Origin of the sequence: Clostridium punense (assembly GCF_017874425.1) — a bacterium.
Classification (GTDB): Bacteria; Bacillota; Clostridia; order Clostridiales; family Clostridiaceae; genus Clostridium_J; species Clostridium_J punense.
Window position 1 is genome coordinate 1 of sequence record NZ_JAGGLL010000038.1, and the last position, 15,614, is coordinate 15,614.

At 29.9% G+C, this 15,614-nt stretch carries 19 protein-coding genes; 7 read left to right on the top strand and 12 right to left on the bottom strand.

Annotated features, from left to right (window positions below; all coding sequences use genetic code 11):
- Positions 1 to 255: 255 nt before the first annotated feature.
- The 6 genes from J2Z44_RS17760 to J2Z44_RS17785 all read right to left on the bottom strand — a co-directional run bounded on the left by J2Z44_RS17760 (position 256) and on the right by J2Z44_RS17785 (position 3,768).
- Complete coding sequence (locus tag J2Z44_RS17760) at positions 256 to 465, bottom strand: pyridoxamine 5'-phosphate oxidase family protein (RefSeq protein ID WP_021284120.1); 210 nt, start codon at positions 463 to 465, stop codon at positions 256 to 258.
- Between the two features lie 32 nt (positions 466 to 497).
- A complete protein-coding gene (locus tag J2Z44_RS17765; RefSeq protein WP_021284121.1) occupies positions 498 to 809 on the bottom strand; it encodes a TfoX/Sxy family protein in 312 nt (103 codons plus the stop codon).
- 247 nt (positions 810 to 1,056) lie between these two features.
- On the bottom strand, positions 1,057 to 1,584 hold the full coding sequence (locus J2Z44_RS17770; protein ID WP_021284122.1) for a flavodoxin domain-containing protein: 528 nt from the start codon (positions 1,582 to 1,584) through the stop codon (positions 1,057 to 1,059).
- A 186-nt stretch (positions 1,585 to 1,770) separates the two neighbouring features.
- On the bottom strand, positions 1,771 to 1,923 hold the full coding sequence (locus J2Z44_RS17775; RefSeq protein ID WP_021284123.1) for a hypothetical protein: 153 nt from the start codon (positions 1,921 to 1,923) through the stop codon (positions 1,771 to 1,773).
- A gap of 41 nt (positions 1,924 to 1,964) precedes the next feature.
- On the bottom strand, positions 1,965 to 2,477 hold the full coding sequence (locus J2Z44_RS17780; RefSeq protein WP_021284124.1) for a GNAT family N-acetyltransferase: 513 nt from the start codon (positions 2,475 to 2,477) through the stop codon (positions 1,965 to 1,967).
- Positions 2,478 to 2,724: 247 nt separating this feature from the next.
- A complete protein-coding gene (locus tag J2Z44_RS17785) occupies positions 2,725 to 3,768 on the bottom strand; it encodes an alpha/beta hydrolase (RefSeq protein ID WP_021284125.1) in 1,044 nt (347 codons plus the stop codon).
- Between the two features lie 563 nt (positions 3,769 to 4,331).
- Here J2Z44_RS17785 and J2Z44_RS17790 point away from each other — a divergent pair.
- The gene (locus J2Z44_RS17790) at positions 4,332 to 4,769 is read left to right on the top strand and encodes an NUDIX hydrolase (RefSeq protein WP_021284127.1); all 438 of its coding nucleotides are present in this window, start codon (positions 4,332 to 4,334) and stop codon (positions 4,767 to 4,769) included.
- Between the two features lie 239 nt (positions 4,770 to 5,008).
- On the opposite strand, the gene J2Z44_RS17795 is transcribed toward J2Z44_RS17790, so the two are convergent.
- Together J2Z44_RS17795 and J2Z44_RS17800 are read right to left on the bottom strand one after the other, a co-directional pair.
- Positions 5,009 to 5,173, bottom strand: coding sequence for a hypothetical protein (locus tag J2Z44_RS17795; RefSeq protein WP_161624479.1), 165 nt, complete (start codon positions 5,171 to 5,173; stop codon positions 5,009 to 5,011).
- A gap of 219 nt (positions 5,174 to 5,392) precedes the next feature.
- Positions 5,393 to 5,929, bottom strand: coding sequence for a VanZ family protein (locus tag J2Z44_RS17800; protein WP_021284129.1), 537 nt, complete (start codon positions 5,927 to 5,929; stop codon positions 5,393 to 5,395).
- Positions 5,930 to 6,407: 478 nt separating this feature from the next.
- Between J2Z44_RS17800 and J2Z44_RS17805 the strand changes: the two genes are divergently transcribed.
- From J2Z44_RS17805 to J2Z44_RS17820, 4 genes are all read left to right on the top strand, one after another.
- Positions 6,408 to 7,076 carry a response regulator transcription factor gene (locus tag J2Z44_RS17805; RefSeq protein WP_021284130.1) on the top strand — a complete coding sequence of 223 codons (669 nt, stop codon included), beginning with the start codon at positions 6,408 to 6,410 and terminating at the stop codon, positions 7,074 to 7,076.
- On the top strand, positions 7,073 to 8,092 hold the full coding sequence (locus tag J2Z44_RS17810) for a sensor histidine kinase (RefSeq protein ID WP_209649893.1): 1,020 nt from the start codon (positions 7,073 to 7,075) through the stop codon (positions 8,090 to 8,092). Before J2Z44_RS17805 ends, J2Z44_RS17810 begins: the two co-directional genes overlap by 4 nt.
- 258 nt (positions 8,093 to 8,350) lie before the next feature.
- Positions 8,351 to 9,118, top strand: a complete 768-nt coding sequence (locus tag J2Z44_RS17815; RefSeq protein ID WP_031271657.1) for an ABC transporter ATP-binding protein — start codon at positions 8,351 to 8,353, stop codon at positions 9,116 to 9,118.
- Positions 9,108 to 11,153: an FtsX-like permease family protein gene (locus J2Z44_RS17820; protein ID WP_021284134.1), complete on the top strand. Its 2,046-nt coding sequence runs from the start codon at positions 9,108 to 9,110 to the stop codon at positions 11,151 to 11,153. Before J2Z44_RS17815 ends, J2Z44_RS17820 begins: the two co-directional genes overlap by 11 nt.
- Positions 11,154 to 11,374: 221 nt before the next feature.
- Here the strand turns inward: J2Z44_RS17820 and J2Z44_RS17825 are convergent, their stop codons facing one another.
- From J2Z44_RS17825 to J2Z44_RS17830, 3 genes are all read right to left on the bottom strand, one after another.
- Positions 11,375 to 11,542, bottom strand: coding sequence for a hypothetical protein (locus tag J2Z44_RS17825; RefSeq protein WP_031271659.1), 168 nt, complete (start codon positions 11,540 to 11,542; stop codon positions 11,375 to 11,377).
- A gap of 215 nt (positions 11,543 to 11,757) precedes the next feature.
- Complete coding sequence (locus J2Z44_RS21895) at positions 11,758 to 11,883, bottom strand: hypothetical protein (protein ID WP_021284136.1); 126 nt, start codon at positions 11,881 to 11,883, stop codon at positions 11,758 to 11,760.
- Positions 11,884 to 12,018: 135 nt separating this feature from the next.
- Positions 12,019 to 12,912 carry an Rpn family recombination-promoting nuclease/putative transposase gene (locus J2Z44_RS17830; protein WP_021284137.1) on the bottom strand — a complete coding sequence of 298 codons (894 nt, stop codon included), beginning with the start codon at positions 12,910 to 12,912 and terminating at the stop codon, positions 12,019 to 12,021.
- Between the two features lie 484 nt (positions 12,913 to 13,396).
- Here J2Z44_RS17830 and J2Z44_RS17835 point away from each other — a divergent pair, with 484 nt between their 5' ends.
- Positions 13,397 to 13,858 (top strand): hypothetical protein, encoded by a 462-nt coding sequence (locus tag J2Z44_RS17835; protein ID WP_209649895.1) that lies wholly within the window; start codon positions 13,397 to 13,399, stop codon positions 13,856 to 13,858.
- Positions 13,859 to 13,899: 41 nt separating this feature from the next.
- Complete coding sequence (locus J2Z44_RS17840) at positions 13,900 to 14,526, top strand: phosphotransferase family protein (protein ID WP_342591523.1); 627 nt, start codon at positions 13,900 to 13,902, stop codon at positions 14,524 to 14,526.
- Positions 14,527 to 14,634: 108 nt separating this feature from the next.
- Here J2Z44_RS17840 and J2Z44_RS17845 read toward each other — a convergent pair whose 3' ends face one another.
- Positions 14,635 to 15,546 carry an aminoglycoside phosphotransferase family protein gene (locus J2Z44_RS17845; protein WP_209649897.1) on the bottom strand — a complete coding sequence of 304 codons (912 nt, stop codon included), beginning with the start codon at positions 15,544 to 15,546 and terminating at the stop codon, positions 14,635 to 14,637.
- Between the last annotated feature and the right edge of the window lie 68 nt (positions 15,547 to 15,614).

Consider the following 15,614-nt stretch of genomic DNA (forward strand, 5'->3'; position numbering starts at 1 on the left):
TTTGGAGAGGATACAACTAATATTCAGATAAGAGTGTAAATCTAAGAAAATCGAAGAATTTATTAGGTTTTGTCCAAAACGAAGGGGTTAATCCGAATTGTCTTTGCTCATAAACAAAAATTCCTCCACACTAATGAGAGATATACTATTTTATTAACACAATAACGTATATTTTCCATTTAATCAACATAATTACAAAAGAGATAGTAACAAGACTATTTTACTTTTAAGTTAGTAAAATAAATATTGATTATTTTATATATCTATATATTCACGCCCATTATTATTCCAACACTCAACTTCAGTAATATCTACTTCAATGAGTACCGTATTTTTATATTTGGCCCAATACATAAATTCCTTATCAAGATGCTCCCATCTCTCTAAAATTTCTTTATTTTCATCACTTGATGGATGTCCTAATATGACTGCTCTTCCTTGTATTTGTACATTATTAAGACACATTGCCACTAAAGGATTTTTAATAATTTCCTTTTCTATTTTACCTTTGGAGTAGGAAGTTCTTCATACATCTCTGTAATTAGTCTATATAAGAAGTCTTTGTTATCAACATCATCAACCAAAAGCATTGGTTTTGCACCGTCATAAGGCAATTCCTCGGTTGCATCTACCATCAACTGTCTGCTTGCTTTGGTTATCTTAACCAAAAAACGGTCATCATATATTCCTCCAAAAATTTTTCCTTGAAAATATAAAATATATTCTCCCATCATTTTTCTATAAGAAATATTGTTTAGTGTATCTAACTGTCCAATAATAAAATCTAAATATTCTTGACTAGAAGCCATATCTTATCTCCTCCACAAATTACTATTTATATTTAATTATATAATTCTTCGATTCCTCTCTTAGAATAATAAAGCAAGTCTTTAAGTGTGGTAGAAAGCTTAAATATACTCTGTTTATTTATAGAAACTTCATGCAGCAGCTACATAACCTTCATTCTTTTATTTAAATTAATAATAATCCGATGGTTAAGATATACTTAATGAAGATTACAAATAACTATATTGAAATTAAATTCCATTAAGTCTATTATATCTGGACATATTCAATAATTTGTTTAATATTCTCTTTGTCTGTCCAATCATGGTTAGCACCAACTGATTGAATCAAAGCTGTTTCCCATGGTTCATAGGTAGCTGGATCTTTTTTTTCAACGGCCTTTTTTAACATATTACATAGAGTGCGGTCTTTCCAAGACATAATATTCTCGTTCCATGCACCTCTACAATAAAAACATGGAATATCTGCAAGCTCATTTTTAAAATTACGCTCTTTCAATGCAATCATTCCTTTTTCATTGTATGGAGATGCACCTACCGCAAATACCACAATCTTGCTGTTTTTTAATCTATTGTAATGCTTTTTAAGAAAAGAAATACCTGCCACACCTGTAGCGTATATCCCTCCTCCTAAAATGATAACATCATATTTTTCTATCTGCTCCACTGTAGCCTTTTTTGTTTCAAGCAAATCACCAGATAATTCTTCCGCTAACCATTCTGCATATTTTTTTGTAGCCCCATATTTTGACTGATAGATTACTACTATACTCCCCATGTGTATCCCCCTCTATGATAAATACAATTATTCTACTCCCCACAAATCTACTATTCATTACAATGATACAGAATGTAACTTTGAACAATAGATTACTATACAATTAATTCAATTTTATCATTTACTTCAACTATTCTTGAATTATCTTCTACTATTCGATATTTACAGCCTTTTCTTAAATGCCACTCAACTAAATTTGTTGTACCCCCCTAAATCTATATCTCGTGTAGCTTCTTTAACTCCATGCATAACTAATCCAGCACCAGAAGTTATCCAATATTCACCTAATGGCAAATTTATATCTTTAAGAATTTTAACTATATCTACTTTATGTAACATTTAACTATCCTCCTTGTATTCAGTATATTCCTCTATAAAAATCAAAATACTTCTATTTCAAACCCATATTCTCGCAATGTAAGGTCATCATCTATTTGTTCTTCATAGATTCCATCTACTTGCCTAAATCGATTTTTTAGATATAAATTAATAGCTGGTTTATTTATATCCACAACAAAAAGCCTTAAATATTTAGCATTCTTCTGCTTAGCAAGGGTAATAGCATGATTAAGCATTATACTGCCAATTCCTTGTCTTGAATAATCCACATTAACTCCAAAGCGGTCAAGATATAATGCCTTGTGGTGGTCATTTTCCCATTTCACATAACTTTCCCCATCATTTGATTCACATAATGCAAAGGCTGCAACTATCTCCTCATTGTCCTCTACCAATACATAAAGGCGATTGTTTTCAATATCATCTCTAAAAAACTCGCTGGGGTAGATTTCATCCCAAATCGGTATGTTATTTCTATGCATATTATGAATTATGTTCCCATATACATCTTTGAGTTTGGGTAGGTCGCTAATTTTAGCTAATCTTAAATCCATATAAATTCACCTCAAATTACTATTTATCGGTAAGACTTTATGATAACCATTAGTTCTCAGATATCTACAAGTTTGACATAACTCTTTAACTGAGAAATGTCTTCAGATATCACTGATATCCACTACACATATAAAGTGTTTCTCATTTTATCGACTGCTTATTATTAGCCTAACAAATCCTTCAATAAAAGTTCTAAAACTCAACACTTCTCATAGGTAATATATTAACTTAGTTCACAATCTAACTTTACTTTAATATAAAATCTATGGCTTGTACTAATTTATCATTTAAATCATCAGGATACCAATGACCTATTGCATCATTAATGTAATATTGGTATGGAATGCCAATATCGTCAAAGCTTTTCATCATCTCATCCACTTTTGGCACCGGCACATCCTTCTCGCCTTCCATAAACACACCTTTTACACCTCGATGTAACAGCTCTTCAATATTGTCTCTTGTAAATGAATTTGGCTTGGATGAGCATAGAGCAATAAATCCCTTTACTGGAATAGTATTAGTCATTGCAATATCTATAGCTGCTTTAGCTCCTCCTGAGAATCCCCCAATTATGATACTATTCTCATCAATTGAATAATCATTGCTTATAGCATCATAACATCTTTTAATCTCATCATATGCTGAATCATAACATTCACTAATTTCATAACTACTTTGAGATATTGGACGTATCTGTTCTGAATCTGGCCAATTTTTCTGATCAGGACTATAAAAAACTGTTTTTGTCCATGAATAACCATTGTGGCTGATTAATTGACTTGATTGAATATAAACAACAATGAAGCCTTTATTTAATAGCTCTTCAGCTTTCCAAAACTCTTTGTGATATGCTATATTGTCTCCATCACCATGTAAATTTATAAATAAAGGATATCTTTTTCCATCGGTATAGTTTTGAGGCAATAAAACCTCCCATTCTAGACTTAAATTCTCTTGTTGCCGACTTCTTTGAAGATCATTTTTCTCTCTTAATTTTGTGTAGTCCTTATTTTTAGTAAATGGATCAGAGAATCTGCTCCAATATAAAGGACATACATAGCCTCTGTCAACTAAGTATGTTAAGTCTTTTAGACACTCATCATATAATTTTGATTTGCTATTTAGTTGAGCTTTATCTAGTATAATATTAAATAGATATTTTTCGAACTCTTCTTCTGGAAGACTTTTCATTCCATTTTTTAATAAAGTTAAAGCTTCCATATACTTTCCTTGAGAAAAAGGTACAGAGTACTCCTTCTCTAATTCTTTAAAACTATTGTATTTCATCTACAATTCCTCCACTATTTTCGGTAGTGTCAAAGTTCATGTTAAGAAACTCTAGCAAAACCCTTTATTTTTTTATTCTATCTTTATTAAACTTGAACTCCCTTGTTTTGAAAGGTATATATTAAACAAAATTTCTCACCATTGGATGAGATCATAACCCACTTCTTTAACATAATCATCATGTTCTTTTGAAAGTTCCATCCACATGGGTATATCTTTTGTTGTGATTGCTTTAATTTTAATACAACTCATCATTATGAAACCCCTTAATACAACTAACTTTTACTATAAGTTATCTTTCAATTGTGACGGATTAATCTACAATTGTATAATTGATTAAAGTTAATTTCTGTTATAATTATATCATGATTTCCACTCATAAAGAATTACACTAAAGTAATTATATGGTAACCTTTAATTACATAAACAGTTTAGAGCTTACTAACAAAGAATCTTTCATTTAAAGGGAAACTAATTAAACCTAAAGTTGGAATGTCTAATGATGTTACACACCAAATAATGGTACTTATATTTAACATATCAATTTGGAGGTGAGAGCGTTTATGAAAATAAGAAAAGCAGTTGGCGCAGTTGTATTTCGAAACGATGAATACTTATTAGTTCATAAAGTTAAAAGTATTAGCGATAATGAAAGCATTGATGGATATTGGGATTTTACCAAGGGTGGCATAGAAGAACTAGATGAAAACTTAGAAAAATCAATTTTGAGGGAATTAAAGGAAGAAACAGGCTCTTCTAATTATAGAATTGTCCATATGTTTGATAAAAAAATTTGTTTTTCATTTCCCCAATCTCATAAGTATGATGCCCAAGAAACTATAATGTTTTATATTGAGTATTTGGGTAATGGAGAAGATTTAAAGCCTCAAGATGAGGAAATTGACGATATAAGATTCTTTTCTAAAGATGACTTAATGAAAATTTTATGTCATAAAGAAACTTATGAATTTTTTCAGGAAATATTTGATGCAACTTTTTAATGCTAAGCTTATCCTTTTATATATGTTGTTTTACTAATACATACTTTTGCAACTATATTTACCATCCATAAATATAGGCTTTACCAAGTTTAATTATAATTTATTGGTTTATTTTTAAAACTAATATGATATAATATAAATAAGAAAAGCTTAGTGCAGCGAACACTAAGCTACTCCTAGAACGTTTTTAGTTTTAGGGCTATTGGATTTTATTGTGGAATAAGTTTAAGAAAAGGGCACTACTTTTTGTTGGATGGAGTGCTTTTTTCTTTTGCTTTAATTCGTAACTTAAAACCTTTGATACCTATATAAAGACTTATGTCTGATAAAAATACACTAGTATTTAACTTAATATTAAAAAACACAATAATAAGTAACCCTATGATTAATATTTTTAGTACCATATCCAATACCACCCCCTTAAGCTATGATGAATTTCACCAATAGCCCAAGGTGGGAAAACGTACAACCACCGCAGCCATCCACTTCTACGGCCTATTTTACCAACATATTATAGCATAGGGATTACCTAATTCGTAGTAAATATATTCCATAAACCTAGTATTCCCAGAAAAAAGTATTACTTATTTTATTAAAGAAATTTTAAGTCTTTAGGAATACTATCACTTTACCCTTAATTTATGTTTTGATTCTATTCTTGATATGATAATCCAAACTTCATATCCAATAATTGTTCCTAAGGTATTCATTAACATATCATCTAGTTGCACAAACCTTCCCGTAAATGTTTGAAGAAACTCAATTACCATAGAAAATATAATTCCAATTAAAACTCCATAAATTCTCTTATGTTGAAGTTTACTAAAAACAATAGGTGAAAAGAATCCAAAAGGAATAAATAAAATAATGTTAAGCAAGGTGGCCATTGATAAGCCCTCTTGAAGAATACTGTAAGAAAAATGTACATCTCCATTTAATATTGAAGTTGTATTGAAATCTCCACCAATGATTCCTGTAATTTTTAAAATTGCTAAAACAGTAAGAATCCAACCAAACTCACATAATATTTTTATGGGTATAAATTCAAACTTTCTCTTAAGCAAAAACTTTATCCCAATAAAAGCACAAAGAATAATAACTGCTACTGGTGTAAGATAAAGAAATGTGGTTATCCCCTCTCTCAAATAATTCATTAACATATTTACCCCTCCATTTAATTTTCAATAGAATACAACTTACCAAAAATAAATTCCTTGTTACTAAAACTTTTTAATTCATGTATTTTATATTTTTTTAATAATAAATGAATAACATTTTGCATTTATGTAATAAATTACAATTACTGTATGTTTTAATTATAACATTATCCCCATTATAAATAACCCCATTTCAGTAACTATATGGTAAAATATAATTGCAGAAATATATTAGCTAAATAAACTTCTTTGATGTAACAAATCCTTTGAAACCCGCATGAATACTATATCTTCTTATCTTTATAGGAAGATATAAAGATATCCCTTTGTCTTTTTATAGAGATATCTTGCTGCAAAAACAGTCTTTTCCATAGACATTGAGTGAAGATTTATCAATAATAGAAGAAAGAGTATTAAATAGAAAGAGGGGAATTTTAGTGAGACTTCTTGGCTTCTTATGCCCTCTCACTAAAGAAAATATATGATTAATATTATGATAATTGAAGATAACCAGCAGCTACAAAACGAGATAGGGGTTCTTTTAACCCGTAATGGCTATTCTATTATGAAGGTTAATGAATTTGATAATATACCTAAGCTAGTTAAAGAAAGTAGCCCCCACCTAATTCTACTTGATATTAATTTACCTTATGATGATGGATTTAAAATTTGTACTGAAATACGAAGCTTTTCAAAGGTGCCAATTATATTTGTTACAAGTAGAGACACTAACATTGATGAGCTTATGAGCATAACCTTAGGTGGAGATGATTTTATTACAAAACCCTATAATCCTCAAATTCTTTTAGCTAGAATAAACTCTGTATTAAAGAGAGTTTATCCAAGTGAAAAAACAAATGACTCTATAAATCATAACGGTGTTACGTTAAATGTACTGTCTAGCAAGATAGAATATGAAGATAAAGAAATAGAACTTACTAAAAATGAGCTTAAAATACTTTATTACTTAATGATTAATAAAGGTAAGATAGTATCAAGAGTAGATATTATGGAATACTTATGGGACAGTGCCATGTTTGTAAATGACAATACCCTCACAGTAAACATAACTAGACTTAGAAGTAAGTTTGAAGACATAGGAATTAGTGATTTTATAAAAACTAAAAGAGGACAAGGATACATAATATGAGCTTAGGAGATTATTTGAGGGAAAGAGCTAACGCTATAATACTGAACTTTATAGGATTAATTACTCTAAGCACCTTTCTTTTCAGCGTAGGAAATACCTTTGACATCTTAGTAACGGTATCATTAGCTTGGGTTGTAGTTTATAGCATATTTTTAATATACGAATATAGAAAAAGAAAGACCTACTATAATGATGTTTTAAGTACTTTTAATGAATTAGATAAAAAATATCTTATAGGGGAAATAATTGATACTCCTCCCTTTATGGATGCAGTTCCTTATTATTTATTGATGAAGAAATCAGGAAAATCCATGCTTGAAGAAATAAATAAAGTTAAGAATCAACGTAAGGAATATAAGGAATATATAGAGCAGTGGATTCATGAAGTAAAAACCCCTATATCAGCTATTAAGCTCATTGAAGAAAATAACAGGACAGCTACTTCAAGAGTTATCTTAGAGGAGCTTGAAAACATAGATAGATATGTTGAACAAGCCCTATTTTATGCTAGGTGTGAAGAAGCTCACAAAGATTATCTTATAAAAGAAATTTCACTAGAACAGTGCGTAAGTCAGGTGCTTATACGAAATAAACAGATGTTTATTCTAAATAGCATAGATATAGACTTAGCTGATCTTGATAAAAATATTTACTGTGACAGTAAGTGGCTGGAATTTATAATAAATCAAATACTAGTTAATGCAGTAAAGTATAGAAAAAAAGACTCTCCTATGATTAAGGTTTACGCTAAGGATATTAAAAATGGTACTCAACTTATTATTGAGGACAACGGCATTGGAATACCAGATAATGAAGTTAATCGTGTCTTTGAAAAAGGTTTTACTGGAAATAAGGGCAGACAAAATAATAAATCCACAGGAATAGGTTTATACCTTTGTAAAAAGTTATGTGATAAGCTTGGCTTATTAATTGCTGTGGATTCAAAGGAAAATGTATATACTAAAGTTGTAATTACCTTTCCTAAGGGAAGCTTTTGTAAGAATGGAGCCATATAGGCTCTTTTCTATTTTATGTATACAACTAAAATTAAAACTTGGTATCTTTAACATGATAGTTCGTTCATATTAGAAATGCCTTGGTTATTTACTGCAAATTAACCTTGCCCACCATTCTTGGAGAACTCCTCTCCTTGAAACTATTAACTGAATGTTGAAGTGGTTTCTATACAAGGTGACAAAGTTGTAACGTTAAAGTAAGGTTAGACAAAACCAACAAGGTACATAATCTTGTACAATATTATTGAGGTGATGATGTTGGATAAAATATTAGATATAAAAAACTTAGAAAAATACTATGGAAATAAAGGGAATGTGGTAAAGGCTGTTGATGATATAAGCTTTCAAGTTTATAAGGGAGAGTTTGTTGGGGTTATGGGACCCTCTGGTTCTGGAAAAACAACCTTACTTAATGTGATATCCACTATTGATGAGGCAAGTTCAGGTCATGTTTATATAGATGGGAAAGACTTAACAGAAATTAATCAAAAGGATATTGCAAAGTTTAGAAGGGAAAATCTTGGATTTATCTTTCAGGATTTCAATCTCTTAGATACCTTAACAATCCATGAAAATATAGCTTTAGCACTAACCATCAACAGACATAAAAAAGAAAATATTGATCATAAAATTAAGGCTATAGCAGAAAACTTAGGAATTGAAGATATTCTTTTAAAATATCCTTATGAGGTTTCAGGGGGACAAAAACAAAGATGTGCGTGTGCAAGGGCCTTAGTTACAAATCCTAAGCTTATTTTAGCAGATGAACCCACCGGTGCCTTAGACTCAAGGTCAGCTCAGATGCTTATTGAAATGATTTCACAATTAAATAAAGAAATAGGAGCAACCATCTTAATGGTAACCCATGATTCCTTTACAGCAAGCTATTGCAGCAGAATTTTATTTATTAAGGATGGTAAAATTTTTACAGAACTAGTAAGAGGTGAAAACACTAGAAAGCAGTTTTTTAATCAAATTTTAGATGTTGTTGCCTTGTTGGGAGGCGATGTTAGGGATGTACGCTAAACTGGCCTTAAGCAACGCAAAACGTTCTATTAAGGATTATGTAATTTATTTTGTTACACTAACTATATGTGTAAGCTTGTTTTATGCTTTTATGTCCTTATCTAGCTCCCATTATGAACTAATAACAGAGGACTCTTATAACTTTGAAATGCTGAAAAATGTTATGAAGTACGCCACATATATAATAACAGCCTTAGAAATAGTGCTTATTGGCTATGTAAATAAGTACATGATAAGGAGAAGAAAAAGGGAATTTGCAACTTATATATTACTAGGTGTTCCACAAAAAAACGTGGCCTTTATGTTTTTCATTGAAACCCTGGTAATGGGTGTTATTTCAATAGGTTTAGGTATTTTTCTAGGAACCTTGTTTTCACAGCTTGTTACAGCATTAATTCTTATGACTGCAGAGCAAAAGATTATATTCTCCTTTAAACTATACCTAGATACTGTGATGATAACCTTACTATTCTTTACAGCAATGTTTTGCATAATTGGGCTCTTAAATATAAGAGCTTTAAATAAAATAAAACTTATTAATATGCTTAATGCTAGCAAGAAAACAGAGTATCAATTTAAACATGGTAAAGCTGTTTATATTATCGCATTTATTTCATCGATTTTACTTTATATTATTTGTGGTTATTCAATTCATAAAATTTTATTTGTAGTTAAGAATCTTTCTCTTAAGACGGGGAATGAACTGACTTATGCAGGAGTAGCCTTAGTAAGTTTTATTGCAGGAACCTACGCACTGTTTTACTCTTTAGCTTATATGATAATTACAATTAAGGAACGATGGATAAACTTTAAATATGAGAACACAAATTTATTTTTAATTGGAACGGTAGTTTCTAAAATAAAGACAGCACCTATCTTAATGGCTACAATTTCACTAACTTTTTTAGGTGCAGCCTTAAGTCTTGTTTTTACACTGCTACTATCCCAATGGAGTCTAGGATACTTAGATAGTAGAATTCCTTTTGATGCAGTTGTAACTAGCAAGCTAAATATTATGACTAAAGCAGAGGATGTATCTAAAATTGATTATAGTGAAATTGTCCAGTACTTTGATAATGAAGCTTATGGTCTAAAAGATTATTGTGAGGTGGAACAGTACTTTATTTATGATGCTGAGCTATATACGAAAGGCAGAAAAAATATGCCTTTATTAGCAATAGGCTTAAGTGATTATAATCAGCTAAGAAAGATCCTCGGATATAGTGAAGTTCAGCTAGGACTTAATGAATTCACAACTCAATGGGATAAGTCTGTAGATAATAATTCTATAAAGGATTACCTTGCTAAAAATCCCACTATTAAAATAAAAGATAGTGAATTAAAACTTAGTTCACTGCCATATTACAGGGAGTCTATTGGGGAATATATTTACCAGTCCTATGAAGGTGGACTAGTAATTTTACCTGATGAGTGGTGTAAAAGTCTAACATTAGCCAGCAAAGATTTCTATGGAAATACAAAGAAAAAAATGAGTTTTGAGGATGCAATTAACCTAGAGGGAGAATATATTCCAAATTGGTTTTTGAAAAATTACAGTGATATGCTTAATAAAAATAATGACAGCGACCCTACTATAATTAGGTTTAAAGTGGCAGAAAAAAGTGAGGTATTAAATGCTACCTTAGGCATGAGAATCCTTGGAATATATATAGGTACTGTGCTACTTATGATTAGCTTAACAGTTCTCGCCTTGCAGCAACTATCAGACTCTATTGAACATAAAGACAGGTTTAACACTTTAAGGCGTCTAGGTATAGATAAAAGTGAAATTCGTAGATTGATTTCAAAGCAAATATCTATATACTTTATAATACCAATATTTATAGCTGTTATTGGTTTCTCTGTATTGTTAAATATTTTCATGTCCGTAGGAAGCAAATTAATTGATATATATATTGGAGACAAAGCTTTTATATTCAATATTGGCATGGGATTATTACTAATGCTAATTATTTACATGTGCTACTTTGCAGCTACTTATTACTCCTTCAAAAGAAATGTTGAAAGTAAATAAATTGGCAGGTTTAGTATAAATTATTATCTTTGTGAATAAGTAATAACTGTTACTTTTTCACTTTTAATTCTTAACTACTCTATAATTTACTGGTTTATTTTCAAACACAATATGGTATAATATAAATAAGAAAAGCTTAGTGCTGCGAACACTAAGCTAATCCTAGAACGTTTTTAGTTTTAGGGCTATTAGATTTTGCTTACTAGTTTAAGAAAAAAACACTAATCTTTGGAGGATGGAGTGTTTTTTTCTTTGCTTTTAATTTCTATATCTAAACCAAGAAATTTAACCTTGATTCTTATAGTTGAGATAAAAAGATTATGTTTTAATATCATTTTAATAAGATAAAGAACAACAATGCTTTTTACTACTAATTCTAGCATGTCCAATACCACCCCCTTAAGCTATGATGAATTTCACCAATAGCCCAAGGTGGGAAAACGTACAACCACCGTAGCCATCCACTTCTACGGCCTCTTTTACCAGCATATTATAGCATAGAGATTCTCTAATTAGTAGTAAATATATTCCATAAGCCTAATGTTTTTAATGATACGTATTATTTATTAACAAGATTACGAACTAACTTAATCTATACTTATGCTTATAATGCAGTAGTAGTACTGTGTTTAACTTTTTCATTTTTCCATTGATTTAATAACTTATTCATCTCTCTTCTGCCATTAATAATGAAGAATGGTTTAGCTGGATATTTTTCATGTAAATTCATTATAGTATGCCTACGTGTTTTAGAGAAACTCCATAACCCCTTACAAAGAAGTAAGAATTCCTTGTCAAACTTTTGCTCTTCACTTAATAAAAACTAAAGCTAAGGTTTTAAATCTTACAACCCTAGCTTCAGCATTTAATCCAATGATTTTATTTCATTTATATCTTCCTCAGTAAGTCCAGTAGCTTTTATTATTGTAGCTATATCTATTCCCAATGATAATAAGTTTATAGCTACTTCGTAGGCCTTCTTATTTTCGCCTTCTTTTATTCCTTCTTTTATTCCCTCTTTTATTCCCTCTTCTCTAGCTCCCTCTAGCATACTTCTCTCATCAAGGATTTGTTTCATTCTTAATTCTGCAAGTCTAACGGTTTCTGGGTCCCTACTTAGCATGTCAAGTACAGTAATAGCTTTTCTAATTGCTGGTTCAGCCACTTCTATCCCCTCCCTCAAAGTTTCTTGTGGGTTAGTCAAAAATAATAGCCATTTATTTAAAGCATTATCTGATTGTGGTGATGCTTCTAAAAACTTAGGAAGCTCAATAAAATGTAGTTCTAATATATCTGTAAGCATTGCTTTTGTGTCATCTTCATAAAGATGATAGGTACTATGATATTTTTCACATTTGATATAGTTAAAATTTAATATGTTTATTGCTATAGTTTTCTTAGCATCCTTATAATCTCTTCCTCTTTTAATTTGACTAGAATATAATCTAGACCAATAAAATAAGGTTCTATTTATCATATTATATTTATTTATAAGCTGGATTTCCACATTTACATGGATACCACTGTCAGTTATTGCCCTAACATCTAGTATGCCAATTTTTTCATCTATCTTTTCAATATCCAAAAGCTTTGTGTCTATATATTCTATATGCTTTATTTTTTCTTTCTCAGTTTTTTGGAGTAGAGAATTTAGAAAACTTATTAAAATATCCTCATTTTCAGGTGTTCCAAATATTCTTTGAAATACTACGTCATTTTTAGGGTCCAATATATAATTATCATCAAAGTTTTGATTCATACTATCACCTCTTATAATTACATTTTACCAAATTTTATTATTATATTCCATATTCCTTGAATTCATAATCACTATTTATTTCTTCATTATTGCAATGATTTTCTCATTGTTATGGGTGAAAGCTATAAATATTTCATTACTATAAAAACTTAAAAAGTACTTTTGAAATGATATAACAATAATAAGACTTTAGATTAGATAACAAGACTACAATATGCTCACTAAGAAAGTGCTGATATAACTTAATCATAGTAAATCTACATTCTAATCCTAACATTAATTTCAATTATAAGGAATACTATCCCAGTAATTATGTGGTAAAATAAAATTGTAAAACAACATCTTAGTTAAGTTTTATGGATAGGGGTAACCTAGCATTAAATAATGGGATGATAGGTAAATGTACATAAAAATGAGTATAAAAAATTGGGGGTGTACTATCAAAATTGAGGTATAATATACCTCGTTAATGATAGAAAGTAAAATGAATAATTTAGTGAACAATATTAATAAATCATATTTACGAGATTGTTTAAGAAGATATTTAAATAATCCATCTATAAGTTTAGATAATATTTTTGTTGAGCCTTTTAAGGCAAATACAGGTGATGGGAAACAAAAGACTTTTTTTAAAATTAGAGTAGATTTTAATGAAGAAATTTCAGAATTTATTCTTAAGTATTTGCCTGAAACAGATGGTTCTATAGGTCTTTCAAAAGACCTGTACTACAGAGAAGTTCAGTTTGTTGGCAGTGAGCTTTATAATAAAATTAACAAAATTATTAGAGTTCCTATAATAGCAACATATATAAATGAAGAAGCTAATGAAAGATGGATACTAATGGAGGAGGTTTCTAACTCATTAAAAAACTTCGGACCACCAACACCTCCTACAGCAGATATACTAAAAAAATACTATATAAAATGGGTCAGTTCCATTCACTAACTTGGAATGATAGTAATTTAATAGAATTCTCTCCTTGGTTAATGAAATTTGAAGATTTTTTTAAAGGTGGATGTAAGATATTACAGTCTGCTATAGAAGGAAAGGCTCTTGATCCATGGATACAAAATTACCTAGACGATAATCCAGAATTAATAGAATCATTTTCAGTATTTTTAAATTGGCTTAATGAAGATGAAAGACATATTCTACAAAATTTAATTTATAATCCTGATTTAATATTGGACAAACTAAGTAAATCTGCTAAAGCAGTTTGTCATAATGATCTGTACTTCCCTAATGTTGGATGGGATAATGATGAATTGTTGTTGATTGACTGGGAGTTTGTTGGTATATATCCCACAGCCTGGGATATATACAACCTTTATTCAGGTATACCATGTCCTGATTTGAAGGAAGAAGAAGCATTTGAGGTATATTTCAAGGGTGTTGAATCAGGTGGTTTAAAAGTAGACAGAACTTCCTGGATTAAAACTTATAGGCAATTGGATATAATTAGTATCTTAGCCTTTGAGTTAAAGGACCTAGTTCCAAGAGCATTTTCTAGTAAGTCTTCATTACCTGAACATAAGAAAGAATTTATCAAAGATCACATAAGAAATATTGTTAGAAGTGTTATTCATACCTATGAGACACTTACAAAGGAATAAAATTAATAATCATATAAATTCTTTTAGTTTTAAGCTATTGGTTTTTATTATAGAATAAGCTTAAGAAAAGAGCACTCCTTTTGTTTGATGGAGTGCTTTTTATGGCTATTATGCTTTGCATTGTTTTAAATCATTAAGTAACCTTCTTCCACACATAAAAAATCTTTCATTATTATTCAATATTCCATGGCAGATATCTGCTATTGCCATTTTTACACTTATAATAAATATTTGAAGTTGTTTTTCAGAATTATTTTCTAATCCATATCCCTGATAAAATGCTTCTCTTAAACATGGTTTATCATAAGTATATCGCTCAATGATGACACCGAAACTATCAACATCAATGCCCCAAAGCATATTTTCAAAATCTATTAGCCCCGTGAATACTCCATTTCTATCAACCATCCAATTATTTTGAGAGAAATCCCAATTTGTTGGAACTGGAGTACAATTTTTAAATACATCACATTTTTTTAAGCACCATTCAATTAAGTTCTTATCACCTTCATCAAAAATAAACTTATCAACACCTAACTTTAATATACTTTCAATGGATGAACTAATATAATCAATTGGATCTGTGAACACCTTTTTCTCAAAGGGTGACCCATCAAAAGAAGGAATACCAAAGTATGTTCCTTTGAATGATTCATGTAGCTTTTTCAACTGTTCTCCTGCTGAATAATAGATTTTTTTTAATTTTTCTAAATCATTAATTTGATACTCATTAACTGTTCTTCCTTCAAGTGGCGAAGTAATTATCCCATAGAAATCATTTTTAAATGTATGTAATAGGGTTGGCGTGTAGGGTGATAAAATTTTTGTCCAATTTTTATAAGCATAAGCTTCTGGGTTCCACCTTGATAGTCTGTTATGTATTTTAACAAACATTCTTTTACCCTCAGCATCTATCTCAATAACTCCTGTCCTATCATTGTTAGCTCTATGATCTCTAACAATCTCAAACGCCCCTACTAAAGTCTCAATTTCATATATGAGTTTTTCATCAAAAATCATTTTAACTACCCCCATTTTATATCCCTACTTGTTTTTGCAACAGTTCACTGCTTATTACACTTATGTAA

Coding starts and splice junctions, on each gene's coding strand:
- J2Z44_RS17760 (WP_021284120.1), bottom strand. CDS start 465: ATGTGTCTTAATAATGTACAAATACAAGGAAGAGCAGTCATATTAGGA.
- J2Z44_RS17765 (WP_021284121.1), bottom strand. CDS start 809: ATGGCTTCTAGTCAAGAATATTTAGATTTTATTATTGGACAGTTAGAT.
- J2Z44_RS17770 (WP_021284122.1), bottom strand. CDS start 1,584: ATGGGGAGTATAGTAGTAATCTATCAGTCAAAATATGGGGCTACAAAA.
- J2Z44_RS17775 (WP_021284123.1), bottom strand. CDS start 1,923: ATGTTACATAAAGTAGATATAGTTAAAATTCTTAAAGATATAAATTTG.
- J2Z44_RS17780 (WP_021284124.1), bottom strand. CDS start 2,477: ATGGATTTAAGATTAGCTAAAATTAGCGACCTACCCAAACTCAAAGAT.
- J2Z44_RS17785 (WP_021284125.1), bottom strand. CDS start 3,768: ATGAAATACAATAGTTTTAAAGAATTAGAGAAGGAGTACTCTGTACCT.
- J2Z44_RS17790 (WP_021284127.1), top strand. CDS start 4,332: ATGAAAATAAGAAAAGCAGTTGGCGCAGTTGTATTTCGAAACGATGAA.
- J2Z44_RS17795 (WP_161624479.1), bottom strand. CDS start 5,173: ATGGTACTAAAAATATTAATCATAGGGTTACTTATTATTGTGTTTTTT.
- J2Z44_RS17800 (WP_021284129.1), bottom strand. CDS start 5,929: ATGTTAATGAATTATTTGAGAGAGGGGATAACCACATTTCTTTATCTT.
- J2Z44_RS17805 (WP_021284130.1), top strand. CDS start 6,408: ATGATTAATATTATGATAATTGAAGATAACCAGCAGCTACAAAACGAG.
- J2Z44_RS17810 (WP_209649893.1), top strand. CDS start 7,073: ATGAGCTTAGGAGATTATTTGAGGGAAAGAGCTAACGCTATAATACTG.
- J2Z44_RS17820 (WP_021284134.1), top strand. CDS start 9,108: ATGTACGCTAAACTGGCCTTAAGCAACGCAAAACGTTCTATTAAGGAT.
- J2Z44_RS21895 (WP_021284136.1), bottom strand. CDS start 11,883: ATGAATTTACATGAAAAATATCCAGCTAAACCATTCTTCATTATTAAT.
- J2Z44_RS17830 (WP_021284137.1), bottom strand. CDS start 12,912: ATGAATCAAAACTTTGATGATAATTATATATTGGACCCTAAAAATGAC.
- J2Z44_RS17835 (WP_209649895.1), top strand. CDS start 13,397: ATGAATAATTTAGTGAACAATATTAATAAATCATATTTACGAGATTGT.
- J2Z44_RS17840 (WP_342591523.1), top strand. CDS start 13,900: ATGAAATTTGAAGATTTTTTTAAAGGTGGATGTAAGATATTACAGTCT.
- J2Z44_RS17845 (WP_209649897.1), bottom strand. CDS start 15,546: ATGATTTTTGATGAAAAACTCATATATGAAATTGAGACTTTAGTAGGG.